A 17,781-nucleotide genomic window follows, 5' to 3' on the forward strand; every position below is an offset into this window, starting at 1 on the left:
GCGAGTGATCGATGGATGCGAAAACGGCGCCTTGCGGCGCCGTTTTCGTAGCTGCGGACGGAGCCCGGATCAGGTCTCGACCACGCCCATTTCGTCGAGCGCGTTCTTCATCAGGTCGCGCGCGGCGTCGCTCAGCTTCTCGTGATCCAGCGCATAGCGGATGGTCGCTTCGATCAGGCCGATGTGGGTGCCGCAATCGAAACGCGTGCCCTGGAAGCGGTAGGCCTGTACCGGTTTTTCCGCGAGCAAGGCGGCGATGGCGTCGGTCAGCTGGATCTCGCCGCCAGCGCCAGGCGCGGTCTGTTCAAGCAGGTCGAAGATGCGCCCGTCGAGCACGTAGCGCCCGACCACGGCCAGCGTGCTCGGCGACGCCTCGGGATTGGGTTTCTCGACGATCGCATTGATCCGTCCCGACCGACCCTCGAACGACTCGGTGGCGACGATGCCGTAACTGCCGGTCTGCGCGCGCGGCACGTCCTGCACCGCAATCACGCTGCCACCGGAGGCTTCGGCCAGGTCGGCCATCTGCTTCAACGCGCCGGGGCCACGGTTCCAGATCAGGTCATCCGGCAACAGCACCGCGAACGGCTGGTCGCCGATGATCGGCTTGGCACACAACACGGCGTGACCCAGGCCCAACGCTTCGGACTGGGTGACGAAGACCGCACGTACATGCGATGGCAGCACGTTGCGGACCAGTTCCAGCTGTTCGAGTTTGCCGCTGCGTTCCAGCTTCTGCTCGAGCTCGTAGGCCTTGTCGAAATAGTCCGCGACCGCGTGCTTGTAGCGGTTGGTGACGAACACCAGGGTGTCGCAGCCGGCCTCGATCGCCTCGTCGACCGCGTATTGGATCAGCGGCTTGTCGATGATCGGCAGCATCTCCTTCGGCACGGTCTTGGTGGCCGGCAAGAACCGGGTACCGAGACCGGCGACCGGGAAGACCGCGACGCGGATGCGGGGATTCGTATTGGTTTTCATCATCATTGGGGTTGTCGGGCCCGGCGCGCCGGGAACGCCACGATCGTGGCGACATGCGCTACCTCGGTGTCGTCGCTCGGATTGAACTCGGGCACGGCATCACGCAAGGCATCCGCCAGGCGTTCCAGGTCATAGTCGCGCACTGCGGCGCGCAGCACCTCGAGCGCATGCTCGACGCGTTCCGGCACCACGCTGCGGGCGGCGGCCTGCAGGATGTTCGGGTAGGTCGTGGCGCTGTAGCGCTCGTCCGCGTGGAACAGCGTTTCGTGCAGTTTCTCGCCGGGGCGCAGGCCGGTGTATTCGATCGCGATATCGCGCTCCGGCTGTTTGCCCGCAAGCCGTATCATCTGTTCGGCCAGCATGGAGATCGACACCGGTTCGCCCATGTCGAGCGTGTACACGGCTTGCTGCGCACCGATCGAGGACGCCTGCAGGATCAGCTGGCAGGCCTCGGGAATGGTCATGAAAAAACGGGTCACGTCGCGGTCGGTGACGGTAACCGGGCCGCCGCGGCGGATCTGCTCGCGAAACAGCGGCACCACGCTGCCCGCCGAGTCCAGCACATTGCCGAAGCGGACCGTGACCATGCGGGTCGAACGCGGATCGACCAAGGCCTGGCAGACCATTTCGGCCAGCCGTTTGGTGGCACCCAGCACGTTGACCGGATCCACCGCCTTGTCGGTCGAGATCAGCACGAAGGTGGCGACCCGCGCATCGCGGCAGGCGCGCGCCACCACGTCGGTCGCCAGCACGTTGTTGCGCACGGCTTCGCGCAATTGCCCCTGCAGCAGCGGCACCTGTTTGTAGGCGGCGGCGTGGAAGACGGCTTCCGGCTCGGCCTTGCGCAAGGTGTATGCGATCACGGCCGGATCGCCACAATCGCCGAGCACGAGGATGCATTCGATGCCTGGAAAATCGCGCTTTAGCTCGGTTTCCGCGGTCAGCAGGGCGAGCTCGTCGATGTCGAGCAGGGTGATCCGGTGTGCGCCATGCCGCGCGCATTGCCGGCACAGTTCCAGGCCGATCGAGCCACCGGCGCCGGTCACCAGGACCGAACGCGCGCCCAACCAGCCACGGATCGCCTTCCAGTCCGGGGTGTGCGGTTGCCGGCCCAAGAGGTCTTCGATGGCGACTTCCTTGAGTTGGCCCGGCAAGGAGCGGCCTTCGAGGATGTCGGCCAGGCGTGGCACCGTGCGGAACGGCAAGCCACTCTGCTCGCACAGGCCGATGACCCGGCGCATCGCCGTGGCCGACACTGACGGCATTGCGATCACCAGCAACTGCGCCCCGGTTTCGCGGGCGATCCGTGGCAGATCCTCGACCTTGCCGAGCACCGGCAGGCCCTGCAGGCGCGTCCCGCGCAGGCCGACCGAATCATCCAGGAATCCGATCGGGTCGTAACGACCGGTGCGGCGCAAGTCGCGCACCAGTGCCTCGCCCGCCTGTCCAGCGCCCAGGATCAGCACGCGCTCGGCGCCATCGGCAGTCTGCAGCAGGCGGTGATCCTTCCAGGCACGGAAGATCAATCGTGGCGCACCCAGCAGGATCGTCAATGCGAACGGATACAGCAGCAGCGCCGCCCGCGAAACCAGATCCAGCCGGCTGTAGAAGAAGAGGCCCACGACCACCGCAAGCAGGCCGACCAGGCTGGCCTTGAAGATGTTCATCAGGTCGGGGACGCTGGCAAAGCGCCACAAGCCCCGGTACAGGCCGACGCGCCAGGACACCAATCCCTGCGCGACCAATACGATCAACACCGTGCTGGAGAACGGTGCCAGCGACAGCTGGCTGGGCTGCAGTGCATAGCGCATGTAGTGCAGGCCCTGCCAGCAGACCCAGACCATGAACAGGTCATGCAGGATCACCGCGAGGCGCGGCAAGCGATGCTTGAGACGATCCTTCCATGTGCTCATCTGCCGAATCCTTCGGTCGTGGTCGCGCTGCGCCGGTGCATCCAAGCCCAGGCCAGCAGCCAGATTGTCGCCATCATGGCGACCACCGGCGCAGCGGGCATCCGCGTGTCATGCGCACGAAGCATGATCCCAATGGCCACGCACGTCCATAGGGCATATGCCGTGGACACCTGCAGGTGTCCCCAGCGCCGGCTGCAGCGCTGGTAGAGGTGTTGGACATGCGCTTGCCACCAGCGCTGGCCGGTGGCGATGCGCCAGCCGAGGGTCAGCCCGCTGTCGCCAAGCATCGCCATCGGCGGCAAGGCCAGCAACAGCCAGCTCGAAGACGGCAACGTGGCCACGCCGCCGGCGAGCAATGCCGCGATCGCGTAACCCAATGCCCCACTGCCTACGTCGCCCAGGAAGATTCGCGCTGGCGGCCGGTTGAACGGCAGGAAGCCCAGGCAGGCAGCCGTCAGTGCGATCCCTGCGACCTGCCAGCCCACATCGAGCAGACAGGCCAGCCCTACTCCGCAAAGCAAGGCCTGACTGGCCGCCAGCCCATCGATGCCGTCCATGAAGTTCCAGGCATTGACCAGCACTGGCACCAGCACCAGGGCGGCCAGCAGCGCCGGTACGCCCGCGTCCTGCAGATGCAAGCCCCATGCCAACGCAAGGCCGGCAATGGCATGTACGCCCAGGCGCAGCGCACTTGGCAGCGGGTAATGATCATCGCCCCATCCGATCCCGGCGACGAGCAACAGGCCGGCTGCCACCGGCCACCAGCCGGCATCGACACCCCAGCCCAGCAGGATCATCGCCAGCAGCAAGACCAGGACGATGCCGACACCGCCACCACGTGGCGTCGCCGTTGCATGGCTGCGGCGCTCGCCCGGTTGGTCGAGCATTCCGCGACGGCGTGCGTACGTGATCGCCCACGCCGTGCCCGCCATCGAAATCACCAGCGCAGCAATGGCGCTGGCGGCCAGCAGGGCCGGTTCAGACCACGGCATAGTTCAGCAAAGGCTTCACCGTGCCCCATTCCTTGCAGCTCGGGCATTGCCAGTGGTGGCTGCGCGCACCGAAGCCGCAACGGGTGCAGCGATAACTGGGGTTGCGTACCAGCAACTGGTCGGTGATGTGCTTGAGGTCGTGCAAGGTCGCCCGCGCATCTGCCTGCTCCAGTTCTGGATGTTCGGCGATGGTCAGGTCGATCAACGCCGCCTCGCCACGCACCGACGGGCGATCCTTCAATTGCTGGCCCAGGTAGCGCCGCGCCGCACTGACGCCCTCCTCCGCCTCGATCATCCTGGTCAACGCAAGCACCGGCGAGATACCGCGATAGTGCTCGCTCATCTCGGCGAGGAAGGCGCGCGCACCGGTGCGCTCGCCGAGCTTCGCATAACTGTCCAGCAGCGCCGGCAGGATCACCGGCAGGTAGTCCGGATCGTGGCGGGCAGCGCGCTCGAAAGCACGCACCGCACCCGTGTGGTTGCCGGTCTCGGCCTCGATCCGGCCTTCGCTGATGCCGGCACGCACCGAGGTCGAATCGGCGGCGTAGGCCCGCTTGATCGCGGCACGCGCGGCGTCGATGTCACCCGCGGAGCGCTGGCGGTCGGCCAGTTCGCATTCGAACTGCGCCACCAGCTTGCCCATCGACTCGCCGGTGGCGGCCTCGAAGCGCTGCGCGTTCTCGATCGCCTTTTCCCAGTCGCGCTCGGCCTGGTAGATGCCGATCAAGTGCCGCAACGCCTGCGGCGCACGCTGGTCCAGCTGGGCGAGGTCGCTGAACACGGTTTCCGCCCGGTCCAGCAGGCCGGAGCGCATGTAGTCCTCGCCCAGCGCCGACAACGCCTGCACCTTCTGCGCATCGGTGAGGTCGCTGCGCTGGGCCAGCGCCTGGTGCAGGCGGATGGCGCGATCCACCTCGCCGCGCCGCCGGAACAGATGGCCCAGCGCGACCTGGGTCTCGAACGTGTCCTTGTCCAGCTCGGCGATGTGCAGGAACAGCTCGATCGCCTTGTCCGGCTGTTCGTTCAACAGATAGTTGAGGCCGCGAAAATAGGTGGTCGACAGCTTGCTCACCTGGCTGTCGCTGTGCCGTTCGCCGCCGCGGCGTCCGATCACCCAGCCTGCCAACGCCGCCAATGGCAGCAGGACGACGAACCAGAACCATTGGTCGAGGAATTCCATGCGTATCAGTCCTGGTGGCGCGGCAGGCGCGCAGCGGCTTCGGCGCGGCGAAGGCGGCGGCGTATCGGTGCGACAACGCCTACGGCGAGGATGGTGCCACCGACCAGCACGCCGAGCAGCAGAGCCAGCAGGATGCCGAGCCCGAGACTGGTAGGAAGTGTGATCAGCCCGAGGTCGAGCACAACACGCTGGGTATTGAGTGCGCCGACGATGGCACCGAGGACGATGCAGGCGAACGCGGCGATGAGGCGGAGCAGGCGCATCGGGAACTCCGGGATCGCTTGCTAGCTTAACGGACTGCGGCGCTTCAGTCGTCCTGGGGCAGCGGCACGACGGGGGTCACCCGTTCGCGCAGTTCCTTGCCGGGCTTGAAATGCGGCACGTGCTTGCCCGGCAACGCGACGGCATCGCCGGTCTTCGGATTGCGGCCGGTGCGCGGCGGCCGATAGTGCAGGGAAAAACTGCCGAACCCCCTCACCTCGATACGCTCGCCCACGGCAAGCGCACTGCCCATCATCTGCAGCAGCGACTTGACCGACAAGTCGACATCGTCTGTCTTGAGATGGGGCTGGCGTCGCGCCAGCAATTCGATGAGTTCGGACTTGGTCATGAAACCACAGGGTGTGCTGCCAAGAAAATGGCGGCCCGGCCTGGGCCGGACCGCCATGATCGTCAGGCCGTCAGGATCACTCGGACTTGCTGTTCAGCTGCTCGCGCAGCAGTGCGCCCAGCTTGGTGGTGCCGCTGGAGGCGTCGGACGAGGACTTGTTGTACTCGGCCATCGCTTCGGCGGTCTCGGCATCGTCCTTGCCCTTGATCGAAAGCTGCAGGCTGCGGCCCTTGCGGTCCATGCCCACGAACTTGGCTTCGACTTCCTGGCCGACCTTCAAGTACTGGCTGGCGTCCTCGACGCGCTCGTCGGCAACGTCGCGTGCCATCACGTAGCCTTCGACGCCATCGCCCAGGTCGATGGTCGCGCCCTTGGCGTCGACTTCCTTGACGGTGCCGGTGACCTTGGTGCCCTTCGCATTGGTCGCCATGAACTGGCCCAGCGGATCCTGTTCCATCTGCTTGACGCCAAGGCTGATGCGCTCGCGCTCCGGATCGACGGCCAGCACCACTGCCTCGAGCGTGTCGCCCTTCTTGTAGTTGCGGGCGATGTCTTCGCCGGTGGAGTTCCAGCTGATGTCGGACAGGTGGATCAGGCCGTCGATGCCGCCGTCCAGGCCGATGAAGATGCCGAAGTCGGTGATCGACTTGATCTGGCCGGACACCTTGTCGTTCTTCTTGTGGATCGCGGCGAAGGTTTCCCACGGATTGCTGGTGACCTGCTTGATGCCCAGCGAGATGCGGCGACGCTCTTCATCCACGTCCAGCACCATGACCTCGACCTCGTCGCCGACCTGCACGACCTTGGCCGGGTTGACGTTCTTGTTGGTCCAATCCATTTCGGACACGTGGACCAGGCCTTCCACGCCAGGCTCGATCTCGACGAACGCGCCGTAGTCGGTGACGTTGCTGACCTTGCCGAACACGCGGCTGTTGGACGGGTAGCGGCGGGCGATGTTGTCCCACGGATCCTCGCCCAGCTGCTTGAGCCCCAGCGAAACGCGGTTGCGCTCCTTGTCGTACTTGAGCACGCGCACGTCGAGCTCGGCGCCCACTTCAACGACTTCGGACGGATGGCGCACGCGCTTCCAGGCCATGTCGGTGATGTGCAGCAGGCCGTCGATGCCGCCGAGGTCCACGAACGCGCCGTAATCGGTCAGGTTCTTGACGACGCCCTTCAGCACCGCGCCCTCGACCAGCTTCTCGAGCAGCTGCTCGCGCTCTTCCGAATGCTCACTCTCGACCACCGCACGGCGGGAGACGACCACGTTGTTGCGCTTGCGGTCCAGCTTGATGAGCTTGAATTCCAGCTCCTTGCCTTCCAGGTACACCGGGTCGCGCACGGGGCGCACATCGACCAGCGAACCCGGCAGGAACGCGCGGACATCCTTGATGTCGACGGTGAAACCGCCCTTCACCTTGCCGCTGATGCGGCCGACGATGGTGGCGTTGGCTTCCAGCGCCTCTTCCAGTTCGTCCCACACCATGGCGCGCTTGGCCTTCTCGCGCGACAGCACGGTTTCGCCAAAGCCATTCTCGAGCGAATCGAGGGCAACCTTGACTTCATCGCCGATGCCGACGTCGATCTCGCCGGCGTCATTGCGGAACTGTTCGATCGGGACGATGCCCTCGGACTTCAGGCCGGCGTTGATCACGACCACATCGTTGCGGACGTCGACCACGATGCCCTTGACGATGGCACCGGGCTTGATCTTGGCCCAATTGGTCTGGCTCTGTTCGAACAGTTCGGCGAAGGATTCGGTAGCTACGGAATTCATGAAAAATCTCGGGTGGATACACAGGTCGCCCGCACGTACGGGGCGACCCACCTTGGGTCTGGCATCGCGCAGGACGCGCTCCGCCATGTGTGTTGGTGGGTTGGACGCCACGCACGCGGGATGCGGGCGTGGAAGGGTTCTGCCGTGCGGGCGCTCAGTTCGCGCGGGGGCCGGACACCACGTCCAGCACCAGTGCGACAACGCCATCGATGCCAAGCCCGGTGGTATCGATGCGGACGGCGTCGTCGGCCGGTCGCAACGGCGCCACCGCGCGACTGGCATCGCGGGCATCGCGGGCGAGAATCTCGCGCAGCAGACCATCAAGTGTGACGGAAACCCCTTTGTCTTTCAACTGCTTATAGCGTCTCTCGGCGCGCTCGTCGGCGCTCGCGGTCAGGAAGACCTTGTGGCCGGCGTCGGGAAAGATCACCGTGCCCATGTCGCGACCGTCGGCCACCAGCCCCGGCAATTGCCGGAACGCTCGCTGGCGGTCCTTCAGCGCGGCCCGTACTTCCGGGATCGCCGCGATAGCCGAGGCGGCCGCACCCGCGGTTTCGGTGCGCAACTCATCGGTGGCGTCGTGGCCGTTGACCAGCACCCGCAGATCGCCGGACTCGCCTTCGCGGAAACCGACAACGGTATCGAAGGTGCAGCGCACCAATGCCCCGGCATCGTCCAGATCCAGGTCGGCCCAGCCCGCCGCCACGCCCACAGCGCGGTAGAGTGCGCCGGAATCGAGGTAACGCCAGCCCAGGCGCTGGGCGACAATGCGACTGATCGTGCCCTTGCCGGAGCCGGAAGGGCCATCGATGGTGAGCACGGGGGCGGTGGGATCCATGCCGTGATTATGCCGGCCGGACCCTAGCTGCGGCCAATTCCGACCGATCCGGCAGGAAAACGCTTCAAGCTGTTGATCTGGAAACACAAACCCCGTTAGAATGCGCGGCTTCGTGTTGCGGCAGTCGGCTCAGGCTTTCGGCAACGCTTTCCTCCAACCGCTCCATCCATCATTTTTGCCGAGGTTCTGTCATGAAGGTCCTGTCCTCCCTCAAGTCGGCGAAGAACCGTCACCGCGACTGCAAGGTGGTTCGCCGTCGTGGCAAGGTCTTCGTGATCTGCAAGTCCAACCCGCGTTTCAAGGCGCGCCAGCGCTGAGTTGACTGCATGGGTTGCACTTTCGAAGGCCGCCGCAAGGCGGCCTTCTGCTATCCACGGTTTGCGCAGCCGTGCCATCGCAGTCCGTTCACGATTCGGGCATAGAATCCGTCGTCCCTACCCTGCAACCGGGAGCGTCGCCATGAACCGCCTCTGCCGCAGCATCCTCGCTGTCATCACCGCAACGCTCGTTGCCGCGCCGGGCATAGCCCTTGCCCGACAAGCACAAGTACAGGGCGATGTCCTGCTGATCGAACGCGTGCATGAAGAACCCGCGAACCTGCCCGGCCGCGGCATGAGCATGTCCCAGGTCGAGGCGCGTTTCGGCGCACCCACCGATCGCCTCGACCCGCGCGGCGGGCAGAAGCGTGACTGGCCGACGATCAATCGCTGGACCTATCCGGCCTTCACCGTGTATTTCGAGCGCAACAAGGTCATCGACGTGGTGATGACCAAGGCCGATCCGAACGAGATCGGGCCCAAGCCGCCAACCACTTAAGAGCCCGCATGCAAGACAACGTGCGTTTCCCCGCCGAGTGGGAACCCCAGGCGGCGATCCTGATCGCGTGGCCGAACGCCGACACCGATTGGGCCGAGCGCCTGGCCGGCGTCGAGGAGACCTACATCGCGCTGGTCGCGGCGATCACTCGCTTCCAGCGCGTGGTGATCTGCGTGGCCGACGACGATGTCGAGACTTACGCGGAGATGCGCCTGCGCAGCAACCGGGTGGACATGGATCGCGTGCGTTTCGTCACCGTGCCCTACGACGACACCTGGCTGCGCGATTCCGGCCCGATCACGTTGATTGAAAGCGGGTTGCGCGATGGCGACGACTTCCGCCTGCTTGATTTCCGCTTCACCGGCTGGGGCGGCAAATTCGACGCGAGCGATGACGACCAACTGGTACAGCGCCTGACCGACTCGCAGGTGTTCAGCACACAGGCGCGCGATACCATCGATTTCGCGCTGGAAGGCGGTGCCATCGACACCGATGGCGACGGCACCCTGCTGACCACCTGGCAGTGCCTGCACGAGCGCCATCCGGATGCGTCGCGCGAAGAACTGACCGGGAAGCTCGCCGGCTGGCTGCATCAGGATCGCGTGCTGTGGCTCGACCATGGCGCGCTCGAGGGCGACGACACCGACGCGCACATCGATACCCTCGCCCGCTTCGCCGCCCGTGATGCCATCGTGTTCCAGGCCTGCGACGATCCTGCGGATTCGCATTACGCCGACCTCAAGGCGATGGCCGACGAGATCGCTGCCCTGCGGACGAAGCAAGGCCAGCCCTATCGATTGTTCCCGTTGCCGTGGGCGAAGCCGGTCCTCGATGTGGCAGCGGACGGCAGCGAACGCCGACTCGCCGCCAGCTATGCCAATTTCCTGATCGTCAACGGTGCGGTGTTGATGCCGGCCTACGGCGACGAGGCGGATGATGTTGCCGCCGCGGTGTTGGCGGATGCGTTCCCGCATCGCGAAATCGTGCAGGTGCCCTGCCGCCCGCTGATCTGGCAGAACGGCAGCCTGCACTGCATCACCATGCAACTGCCCGAGGGTCTGGTTTGATGGCCAAGTACAACAAGCTTCCCGTCGCCCTGGTGCAGGAGAAGAACCACGGCGATGCCGAGGCCAACCTCACCATCATCGAACAGCGCGTGGCCGAGGCAGCCGCGTCGGGTGCCAAGCTCGTGCTGCTGCAGGAACTGCACAACGGCGCCTACTTCTGCCAGCACGAATCGGTGGACGAATTCGACTTGGCGGAAACCATCCCCGGCCCGTCGACCGAACGGCTCGGCAAACTCGCCAAGCAACACGGCGTGGTGCTGGTGACTTCGCTGTTCGAGAAGCGTGCGACCGGGCTGTACCACAACAGCGCAGTGGTCTTCGACACGGACGGCAGCACCGCCGGCAAGTACCGCAAGATGCACATCCCGGACGATCCGGGTTTCTACGAGAAGTTCTACTTCACCCCCGGCGACATCGGCTTCACTCCGATCGACACCAGCGTCGGCCGCCTCGGCGTGCTGGTGTGCTGGGACCAGTGGTATCCGGAAGGCGCGCGCCTGATGGCCTTGGCCGGCGCGGAACTGCTGCTGTATCCGACCGCCATTGGCTGGGATCCGTCCGACGAGCAGGCCGAGAAAACCCGCCAGCGCGATGCCTGGGTACTGAGCCATCGCGGCCATGCAGTCGCCAACGGGCTGCCGGTACTGAGCTGCAACCGGGTCGGCCACGAGCCGTCACCGATGGGGGCATCCGGCATCGACTTCTGGGGCAACAGCCATGTACTGGGGCCGCAAGGCGAGTTCATCGCCGAGGCCGGCACCGAGCCGACCCTGCTGCTGGCCGAAGTCGACATGCAGCGCAGCGAGCACGTGCGCCGCATCTGGCCGTTCCTGCGCGACCGCCGCATCGACGCCTACGGCGACCTGACCAAGCGCTACCGGGACTGATTCCCGCGCTTGCTCCTTGCCGACAAACGGTCGAATAAATCCGAACGGTCGTGCTAATTTGCCGACCGTGAACCCGTTGACCGCCACCAGCAAGGGCGCCGCCACCCGCGATGCCATCATCGACAAGGCCTACGAGATCGCCCGTTTCGCGGGCATCGAAGGCCTCTCGATCGGACCGCTGGCACAGGCGGTGGGCATGTCCAAGAGCGGCGTGTTCGCCCATTTCGGCTCGCGCGAAGACCTGCAGCTTGCGGTGCTGGAATCGGCGGGCATGCGCTTCGGCGAGTTCGTGCTGGGCGCGGCGTTGTCGCAACCACGCGGCCTGCCGCGCCTGCGCGCGCTCATGCACAACTGGTTCGAATGGGGCCGACTGGAAAGCGGAGGCTGCGTGCTGGTGGCCTCGGTCAGCGAGTTCGATCACCGTCCCGGCCCCTTGCGCGACCAGGTCTTCCGCAACGAGCGCCGCTGGCGGCAGGAACTGCAGCGCGCCGCCCAGCTGGCGATCGAATGCGGCCATCTGCGCGATGGCGACACCGACCAGTACGCCTTCGAACTGTATGCAATCCCGCTGGCCATGCTCCACGAGTCCGGCCTGTTCGGTTACGAACAGGCACGCAAACACGGCGACAGCGCGCTCGAACGCTGGTGCGCTGCCCACGCTCCTTCCCCCTGATCGACCACGAGGTGCCGTGATGTTCAAGCGTCTGTCCACAATTAGCACGACCGTTCGCGATAGTCTGAAGTTGCCGCTGGTGCGCCTGACCTTTTTCATGGGCGGCCATATCGCGCCGGAGGCCATCGCCGCCAAGGCCGCTCGGCTGTTCACCACGCCGTTCGCCTCCAGTCGCACGCGAGCACGCGCCATGCCCACGCTCGGCGCACGCGAGGAAGACCTCGGCATCAACGGCATTGCCATCCATACCTACGCGTGGGGCGATCCGGCCACCCAGCCCTATGTCCTGTTCGCGCATGGCTGGTCCAGCCACGGCACCCGCGTCGCACGCTGGGTCCAACCGCTGCGCGATGCGGGCTATGCGGTAGTGACCTTCGACCAGGCCGCGCATGGCCGCAGTGGCGGCACCCACACCACCCTGCCCGACTTCACCTGCCACCTGATGGCGGTCGCGAAGCACTATGGGCCGGCTGCGGCGGTGATTGGCCACTCGCTGGGCGGTGCGGCGACCGCGCTGGCCCTGGCGCGCGGCATGCAGGCAAATAGCGCCGTGCTGATCGCACCGGCCGCGGACCCGTTGGCGGCAGTCGAACGCTTCTCCAGTCTGTTGTGGCTGGCGAGCCACCTGGGCCGGCGCATGTTCGCCCGCTTCGAGGGCGCTATGCGCTTTTCCGCGAATGAATTGCAGGCGCAAAACAATGCGCCCCGCATCGGCCGTCCGGCATTGATCGTGCACGACATCGAGGATCGTGAAGTGCCGTGGTCGGAGGGCGAACGCTGGGCGCGCTACTGGCCGCAATCGCGGCTGCTGAGCACGCGCGGGCTGGGCCATAACCGGATCGCCGACGACGACAGCGTGATCGCCTCGGCCCTGCGTTTCCTGCGTGGAGAAGCAGTGGGCGAACGCGTGGTCTCCACCGCCGACCTGCCCTACGGGCTGGCCTGAAAGCACACGCTGCGCCAGCGCGAAACCGACTATCCTGCGCGGCCGCCATGCAGATGGCGGCTTTCCAGAGATGCGCAGGCCCGATGAGCACCGAATCCAGCACCGCCACTGACGCCTTCGCCGGGCAACCCATCGTCGAACTCGAACGCGATGGCGTGCGCTACACGTTGCTGGGCACCGCGCATGTCTCCAAGACCAGCATCGACGCGGTGATGGCGGCAATCGACAGCGGCCGCTTCGATGCCGTCGCGGTCGAACTGGACGAGCAGCGGCACAAGGCGCTGACCCACCCGGATGCGCTGGCGCAACTCGACCTTGTCAAGGTCATCCGCGAACGCAAGATCGCCCCATTCGCGGCGAATCTCGCATTGGCCGCCTACCAGCGCCGGCTGGCCGAACAACTCGGCATCGAGCCCGGCGCGGAGCTGAAGGCGGCCGCGGTCGAAGCCGCTGCGCGCGGTTTGCCGCTGCAGCTGATCGATCGCGATGTCGGCATCACCTTCCGCCGCATCCTGCATGGCCTGCGCTGGTGGGACCGCATGAAGCTGGTCGGCGGACTCGCCGGCGGCCTGTTCGCAAGCGACGAAGTCTCCGAGGACGACATCGAGCGGCTCAAGGAAGGCGACATGCTCGAATCGAGCTTCGGCGAATTCGCGCGCGATACGCCGTCGCTGTACGCCACTCTGATCGACGAGCGCGACCAGTACATGGCGGCGAAGCTGCGCGAGCGTGTAGACGGCGCAACGCATGTGCTTGCGGTGGTCGGTGCCGGCCACCTGAAGGGCATGGCGCGCTACTTGGCCGAAGACCAGCGGGAACCGGCCGAACTGACCGCGCAACTCGCGCACGTGGTGAAGAAACGCAACATCCCGTGGATCACCATCATCTTGATGCTGCTGATCTGCGGCGGCATCGCCTGGGGCTATTTCAATGGCGGTGGCGAGCTGGGACGCGAGCTGTTGCTGCAATGGGTCGTGTGGACCGGAGGCTTGGCCGGACTGGGCGCGCTGCTCGCACGCGGCCATCTGCTGAGCATCCTTGCCGCGGCGATTTCCGCGCCGCTTAAGCCGTTCCGCCCCGGCTTGCCGCCCGGCATGTTCAGTGCGCTGGTCGAAGTGCACCTGCGCAAGCCGGCCTATCCGGATTTCCTCGCCCTGCGCGACGACGCACAGACGCTGGGCGGCTGGTATCGCAACCGCGTGTGCCGGGTGGTGCTGGTGTTCCTGCTCACCAACATCGGCAGCATGATCGGCGTGTGGGTCTCAGGCGCGGCGATCCTCCGCAAGCTGGTGGGCTGAGCCCCGCGATCAGGCGTCTCGCGGTTTGCGGGCCCCGAATAACAGCAGCCAGAAACACGCACCGATCTCGCCGATCGATGCCGGCAGCATCGCGACGCTCGCGATCATCGAATCGGCATACGCGGGCGCAAGCAACCCGCCGAACACGTCGACCAGATACCCAAGGCAACCGAGCACCAGCATGATGCCGAGAGCTTTGGGCATGCGCTCTGACTTGAGCACCAGCCAGCCGAACGGCAGCAGCCACAGGCCCCAGAAAAGGCGCGTCGCGACCAGCGCATTGCCGTAGGCATCCAGCGCCTGCACCGCCATCGCCTGCAACTGCGCGGGTGCGATGGTGTTGGCCAGCACTGGATCGGTCAGCAGCGACAGCGCATCCAGCTTGTGGCCCAGTGCGACCAGTGCCAGCGGCACGCTGATCACCGCGAACGCCACCATCGCGATGGCGGCGATGCGGTCGGCATCGCCCAGCACGCGATACAGCAGAAGCGGCAGCAACAGGAACGCGACCTGCTTGATCAGGAACGCGGCGATGCCCCAACGGAACAGCGATTCATGGGCGACGATATTGCCCATTGTCGCCGGCCAGTCCTGCGCGGCATTGATCTGCGAGGGGACGTAGCCCAGGCTGAAAATCCCGGTGGCGACGACGATCAGGTACAGCAGGCCGGCGAACCGGGCCTGCCCCTTCAATCCGCCGGAATCGCCCGCGCCCGCGTTCATGCCACCGGTGCCGGGGACTTCCTCTTCCAGCTCCAGCCGCGACGTTGGGCCGCGCGGCGGATGATTCGCCCGCTGCCCGCGCTGAGGTCGTCGAGCATCGCGTAGATCGTCGGCAGGAACAGCAGACTGACGACAGTGGAGAAGGCGAGGCCGCCGGCGATCGCACGCGCCATCGGGTAATACGCCGGGCCCTCGCCGGCCACCTGGGTATCGGACAGCGCGATCGGCACCATCGCCAGGATCGCCGTGCCCATCGTCATCATGATCGGGCGCAGGCGTTCGCGGCTGCCCTCGATCAGTGCTTCGGTGCGCGCCATGCCGCGTCGGCGCAGGTTGTTGATGTGCTCGATCATGACGATGCCGTTGTTCACCACCACGCCCATCAGCACCAGGATGCCGATGAAGGCCATGATGTTGAACTCGGTGCCGGTGAGCCAGAACAGCCAGTAAACGCCGAAGATCGAGAACACCACGCCGCTCATGATCGCCAGCGGGAACAGCAGCGACTCGAACACCGCCGCCATCACGATGAACATCAGCAGCAGGGCGATGCCGATGTTGCCGACCATCTGCTGCTGCGCGTCCATGTTGAAGCCGAAGCCGCCGCCTTCGAAGGTGTGCGCGTAGCCGGGCGGCATCTGCATGCCCTTCAACGTGTCTTCGATTTCCTTCTGCGCTTCTTCCATCGTGGAACCGGGCGCGAGGCCGGCTTCGATCTTCAGCATGGTCTGTCGGTTCATGCGCTGGATCCCCCGCGCCGAGGGCAGCACGCCGACATCGACCATCGCCAGCAACGGGATGTCGCGGCCATCGGCGGAACGCACGGTGAAGGACTCGAGATCGGCCGGGCCGTAGTCCTGGGCACCTGCAAAACGCACGTTGACCGGGATCTCCACATCGCCGCGCTGGAACTCGCGCAACGACGAGCCACGCAGGGCCATCCCGATGAACTGGGCCACCTGTTGCGCGCTGAATCCGTACGCAGCCGCGCGCTCGCGGTTCACCCGCACCGACAGTTCGGTATTGGCATCGCCGGTGTCCACGCGTACGTCGCGCAGGTGCTTGCCGCGCGCAAGGATCGGCACGATGTCCTCGGACAGCTCGCGCAGGGTCTCGCTGGAATCGCCGATCAGGCTGAATTGGATGCTCTTGTCGTCGCCCCCCATGCCGCCTTGGCGGCCGATGCCGATGTTCGCGCGGGCCGATGCCGGCATGCCCTTGCGCAGTTCTTCCTCGATTTCCTTGGTCCGCCTGGAATCCTTCGCCGACACGTCGACCTCGGTCACCGCCCAACCCTGTTCGCTGTAGCGCGAGTACACCCGCTCCACGTCGAAGCGCTTGCGGTTCGCGTTGACGTAGGCCTCGACCATGTTCACGACCTTGCCCATCTCCTCCTTGGAGTAGGAGCCCTGCCACTGGTAGAAGATCGCGATCTCGCCGGGGTCGTCGTCGCCACCCTCGTCGCCCTTGCTCATGTTGATCGGGATCACGCTCAACGCGGCGATCAGGACAATGCCCAGCGCGCTCCAGCCACGATGTTCCAGGGTCCAGCGCAGCAACCGGGCGTAGCGCACCTGCAGGTTGTTGATGAAGGGCGACTTCACCGCCGGCGGCGTCTTCATCCGTGCCGACAGCATCGGGATCAGGCTCACCGCGACCAGCCACGAGGCCAGCAACGACACCGAAATCGTCGCCGCCAGCTGGGTCAGGAAGATGGTCAGCATGTTCTTCTCGCCGAACATCATCGGCAGGAACACGATGCAGTGGCACAAGGTACCGGCGGACAGCGCGATGGCGACATGGCGGGTGCCGATCACCGACGCCAGGCGCGGCTGGCCGGGGTATTTCTCGCGCTCCTGGTAGATGCTCTCGACCACCACTACGGCGTTGTCGACCAGCATGCCCACGGCGAGCAGCAGGCCCATCATCGACAGGATGTTGAGGGTGATCCCGGCGAAGTACATGAAGCCCAGGGTCATGATGAAACAGATCGGGATCGCCGTGCTCACCATCAGCACCGAGGGCCAGTGGCGCAGGAAGAACCACAGCACGATCACCGACAGCAGCAGGCCGATCAGGCCGGCCTCGGCCAGCGCCACCAGCGAGCTCACCACCTGGTCGCCCTGGTCGTCGGTGACGTCGATGGCGATGCCCTTCATCGCCGGGTCGGCCTTGAGCACGACTAGTTCGGCCTTGACCGAGCGCGACAGCTCGACCAGGTTGGCCGCGCGTTCCTTGTAGATGTCCACGCCCACGCTGGGACGGCCGTCGATCTGGCGCACGTAGTTCATGCGCTGCGCCTGCAGCTGCACGTCGGCGATGTCGCCCAGGCGTACGCCGCGCGCGTTCACCGGCATGTCGCGCAATTGCTGCAGGTCGCTCAACTCGCCTTTCGGCTGGATGCGCAGGCGCTGCGTGCCGTCGGTGATCTGTCCGGCCGAGATCGAGAAGTTCGCCGATTGCAGGCGCGATACCAGCTCGTTCAAGCCCACGCCATTCGCAGTCAGGCGATCGGGATCGATCGCCACCTGCACTTCCTGCACCGGCACGCCTTCCACTTCCACGCGAGCCACGCCAGGCAAGCGCTCGAGTCGCCGCTTGAGGCTGCGGTCGATCAGCTCGCCGCGTGCGGTGAGGTCGTCGGCGCTGGTCAGGCGCAGGCTGATCGCTTCCTGGTCGCCGGTGCTCCAGCGGCGCACGAAATAGCGCTGGAAATCGTCCGGCAACTGGTCGCGGATGGCGTCGATGCGCTCGCGCGCATCCGATGCAGCGATCGCGATGTCGCGGCTCCAGTCGCTGAACTGCACGAACACGCCGCCGCCATCGGCACCGGCATTCGCGTTCATCGACTTGATGCCGGACATGGTCGCGATGGCTTCTTCCACCGGCCGCACCAGGTTGCGTTCCACTTCCTCCGGCGTGGAGCCGGCGTACGGCAGTTGCACGAAGAAGAACGGCGCGGTGGCCTCCGGCTGCGATTCCAGCGGCAACCGGAACGCGGCGATCAGGCCGATCGCCACCATCGACACGAACAACATGATCGTGGTGACGGGGCGGCGGATGGAAAGCTCGGTGATGTTCAT

The 17,781-nt window shown here is 65.7% G+C and carries 17 protein-coding genes; 7 read left to right on the plus strand and 10 right to left on the minus strand.

Annotation, left to right across the window (positions count from 1 at the left end; translation table 11 throughout):
* Window positions 1-69: 69 nt before the first annotated feature.
* From galU to cmk, 8 genes are all read right to left on the minus strand, one after another.
* Window positions 70-978 carry a UTP--glucose-1-phosphate uridylyltransferase GalU gene (gene galU / locus H9L16_RS13490; protein WP_425507203.1) on the minus strand — a complete coding sequence of 303 codons (909 nt, stop codon included), beginning with the start codon at window positions 976-978 and terminating at the stop codon, window positions 70-72.
* Window positions 979-980: 2 nt separating this feature from the next.
* The gene (locus tag H9L16_RS13495; RefSeq protein WP_187552178.1) at window positions 981-2,891 is read right to left on the minus strand and encodes a polysaccharide biosynthesis protein; all 1,911 of its coding nucleotides are present in this window, start codon (window positions 2,889-2,891) and stop codon (window positions 981-983) included.
* Window positions 2,888-3,883, minus strand: coding sequence for an MraY family glycosyltransferase (locus H9L16_RS13500; RefSeq protein ID WP_187552179.1), 996 nt, complete (start codon window positions 3,881-3,883; stop codon window positions 2,888-2,890). The genes H9L16_RS13495 and H9L16_RS13500 overlap by 4 nt, the downstream gene beginning before the upstream one ends.
* Entirely contained in the window at window positions 3,870-5,063 is a 1,194-nt protein-coding gene (gene lapB, locus H9L16_RS13505; protein WP_187552180.1) for a lipopolysaccharide assembly protein LapB, read from the minus strand. The genes H9L16_RS13500 and lapB overlap by 14 nt, the downstream gene beginning before the upstream one ends.
* Before the next feature lie 5 nt (window positions 5,064-5,068).
* On the minus strand, window positions 5,069-5,326 hold the full coding sequence (locus tag H9L16_RS13510; RefSeq protein WP_187552181.1) for a lipopolysaccharide assembly protein LapA domain-containing protein: 258 nt from the start codon (window positions 5,324-5,326) through the stop codon (window positions 5,069-5,071).
* A gap of 44 nt (window positions 5,327-5,370) precedes the next feature.
* Window positions 5,371-5,673 carry an integration host factor subunit beta gene (locus H9L16_RS13515; protein WP_187552182.1) on the minus strand — a complete coding sequence of 101 codons (303 nt, stop codon included), beginning with the start codon at window positions 5,671-5,673 and terminating at the stop codon, window positions 5,371-5,373.
* 76 nt (window positions 5,674-5,749) lie between these two features.
* A complete protein-coding gene (gene rpsA / locus H9L16_RS13520) occupies window positions 5,750-7,450 on the minus strand; it encodes a 30S ribosomal protein S1 (RefSeq protein ID WP_187552183.1) in 1,701 nt (566 codons plus the stop codon).
* Between the two features lie 154 nt (window positions 7,451-7,604).
* Window positions 7,605-8,288: a (d)CMP kinase gene (cmk, locus tag H9L16_RS13525; RefSeq protein ID WP_187552184.1), complete on the minus strand. Its 684-nt coding sequence runs from the start codon at window positions 8,286-8,288 to the stop codon at window positions 7,605-7,607.
* A gap of 191 nt (window positions 8,289-8,479) precedes the next feature.
* On the opposite strand from cmk, the gene ykgO reads away from it, so the two are divergent.
* The 7 genes from ykgO (at window position 8,480) to H9L16_RS13560 (ending at window position 13,975) form a co-directional block, all read left to right on the plus strand.
* Complete coding sequence (gene ykgO / locus H9L16_RS13530; protein WP_036206164.1) at window positions 8,480-8,605, plus strand: type B 50S ribosomal protein L36; 126 nt, start codon at window positions 8,480-8,482, stop codon at window positions 8,603-8,605.
* 142 nt (window positions 8,606-8,747) lie between these two features.
* Window positions 8,748-9,104, plus strand: a complete 357-nt coding sequence (locus H9L16_RS13535) for a hypothetical protein (protein WP_187552185.1) — start codon at window positions 8,748-8,750, stop codon at window positions 9,102-9,104.
* An 8-nt stretch (window positions 9,105-9,112) separates the two neighbouring features.
* The gene (locus H9L16_RS13540; protein WP_187552186.1) at window positions 9,113-10,171 is read left to right on the plus strand and encodes an agmatine deiminase family protein; all 1,059 of its coding nucleotides are present in this window, start codon (window positions 9,113-9,115) and stop codon (window positions 10,169-10,171) included.
* Window positions 10,171-11,058 carry a carbon-nitrogen hydrolase gene (locus tag H9L16_RS13545; protein WP_187552187.1) on the plus strand — a complete coding sequence of 296 codons (888 nt, stop codon included), beginning with the start codon at window positions 10,171-10,173 and terminating at the stop codon, window positions 11,056-11,058. Before H9L16_RS13540 ends, H9L16_RS13545 begins: the two co-directional genes overlap by 1 nt.
* 67 nt (window positions 11,059-11,125) lie before the next feature.
* Window positions 11,126-11,731: a TetR/AcrR family transcriptional regulator gene (locus tag H9L16_RS13550; RefSeq protein ID WP_187552188.1), complete on the plus strand. Its 606-nt coding sequence runs from the start codon at window positions 11,126-11,128 to the stop codon at window positions 11,729-11,731.
* A gap of 19 nt (window positions 11,732-11,750) precedes the next feature.
* Entirely contained in the window at window positions 11,751-12,677 is a 927-nt protein-coding gene (locus H9L16_RS13555) for an alpha/beta hydrolase (RefSeq protein WP_187552189.1), read from the plus strand.
* 83 nt (window positions 12,678-12,760) lie between these two features.
* Complete coding sequence (locus H9L16_RS13560) at window positions 12,761-13,975, plus strand: TraB/GumN family protein (RefSeq protein ID WP_187552190.1); 1,215 nt, start codon at window positions 12,761-12,763, stop codon at window positions 13,973-13,975.
* 9 nt (window positions 13,976-13,984) lie between these two features.
* Here H9L16_RS13560 and H9L16_RS13565 read toward each other — a convergent pair whose 3' ends face one another.
* Both H9L16_RS13565 and H9L16_RS13570 read right to left on the minus strand, forming a co-directional pair.
* The gene (locus H9L16_RS13565) at window positions 13,985-14,698 is read right to left on the minus strand and encodes a DUF4386 domain-containing protein (RefSeq protein WP_187552191.1); all 714 of its coding nucleotides are present in this window, start codon (window positions 14,696-14,698) and stop codon (window positions 13,985-13,987) included.
* Window positions 14,695-17,781 (minus strand): efflux RND transporter permease subunit, encoded by a 3,087-nt coding sequence (locus H9L16_RS13570; RefSeq protein WP_187552192.1) that lies wholly within the window; start codon window positions 17,779-17,781, stop codon window positions 14,695-14,697. Before H9L16_RS13570 ends, H9L16_RS13565 begins: the two co-directional genes overlap by 4 nt.

This window comes from Thermomonas carbonis (assembly GCF_014396975.1).
In the GTDB taxonomy this organism is placed as follows: Bacteria; Pseudomonadota; Gammaproteobacteria; order Xanthomonadales; family Xanthomonadaceae; genus Thermomonas; species Thermomonas carbonis.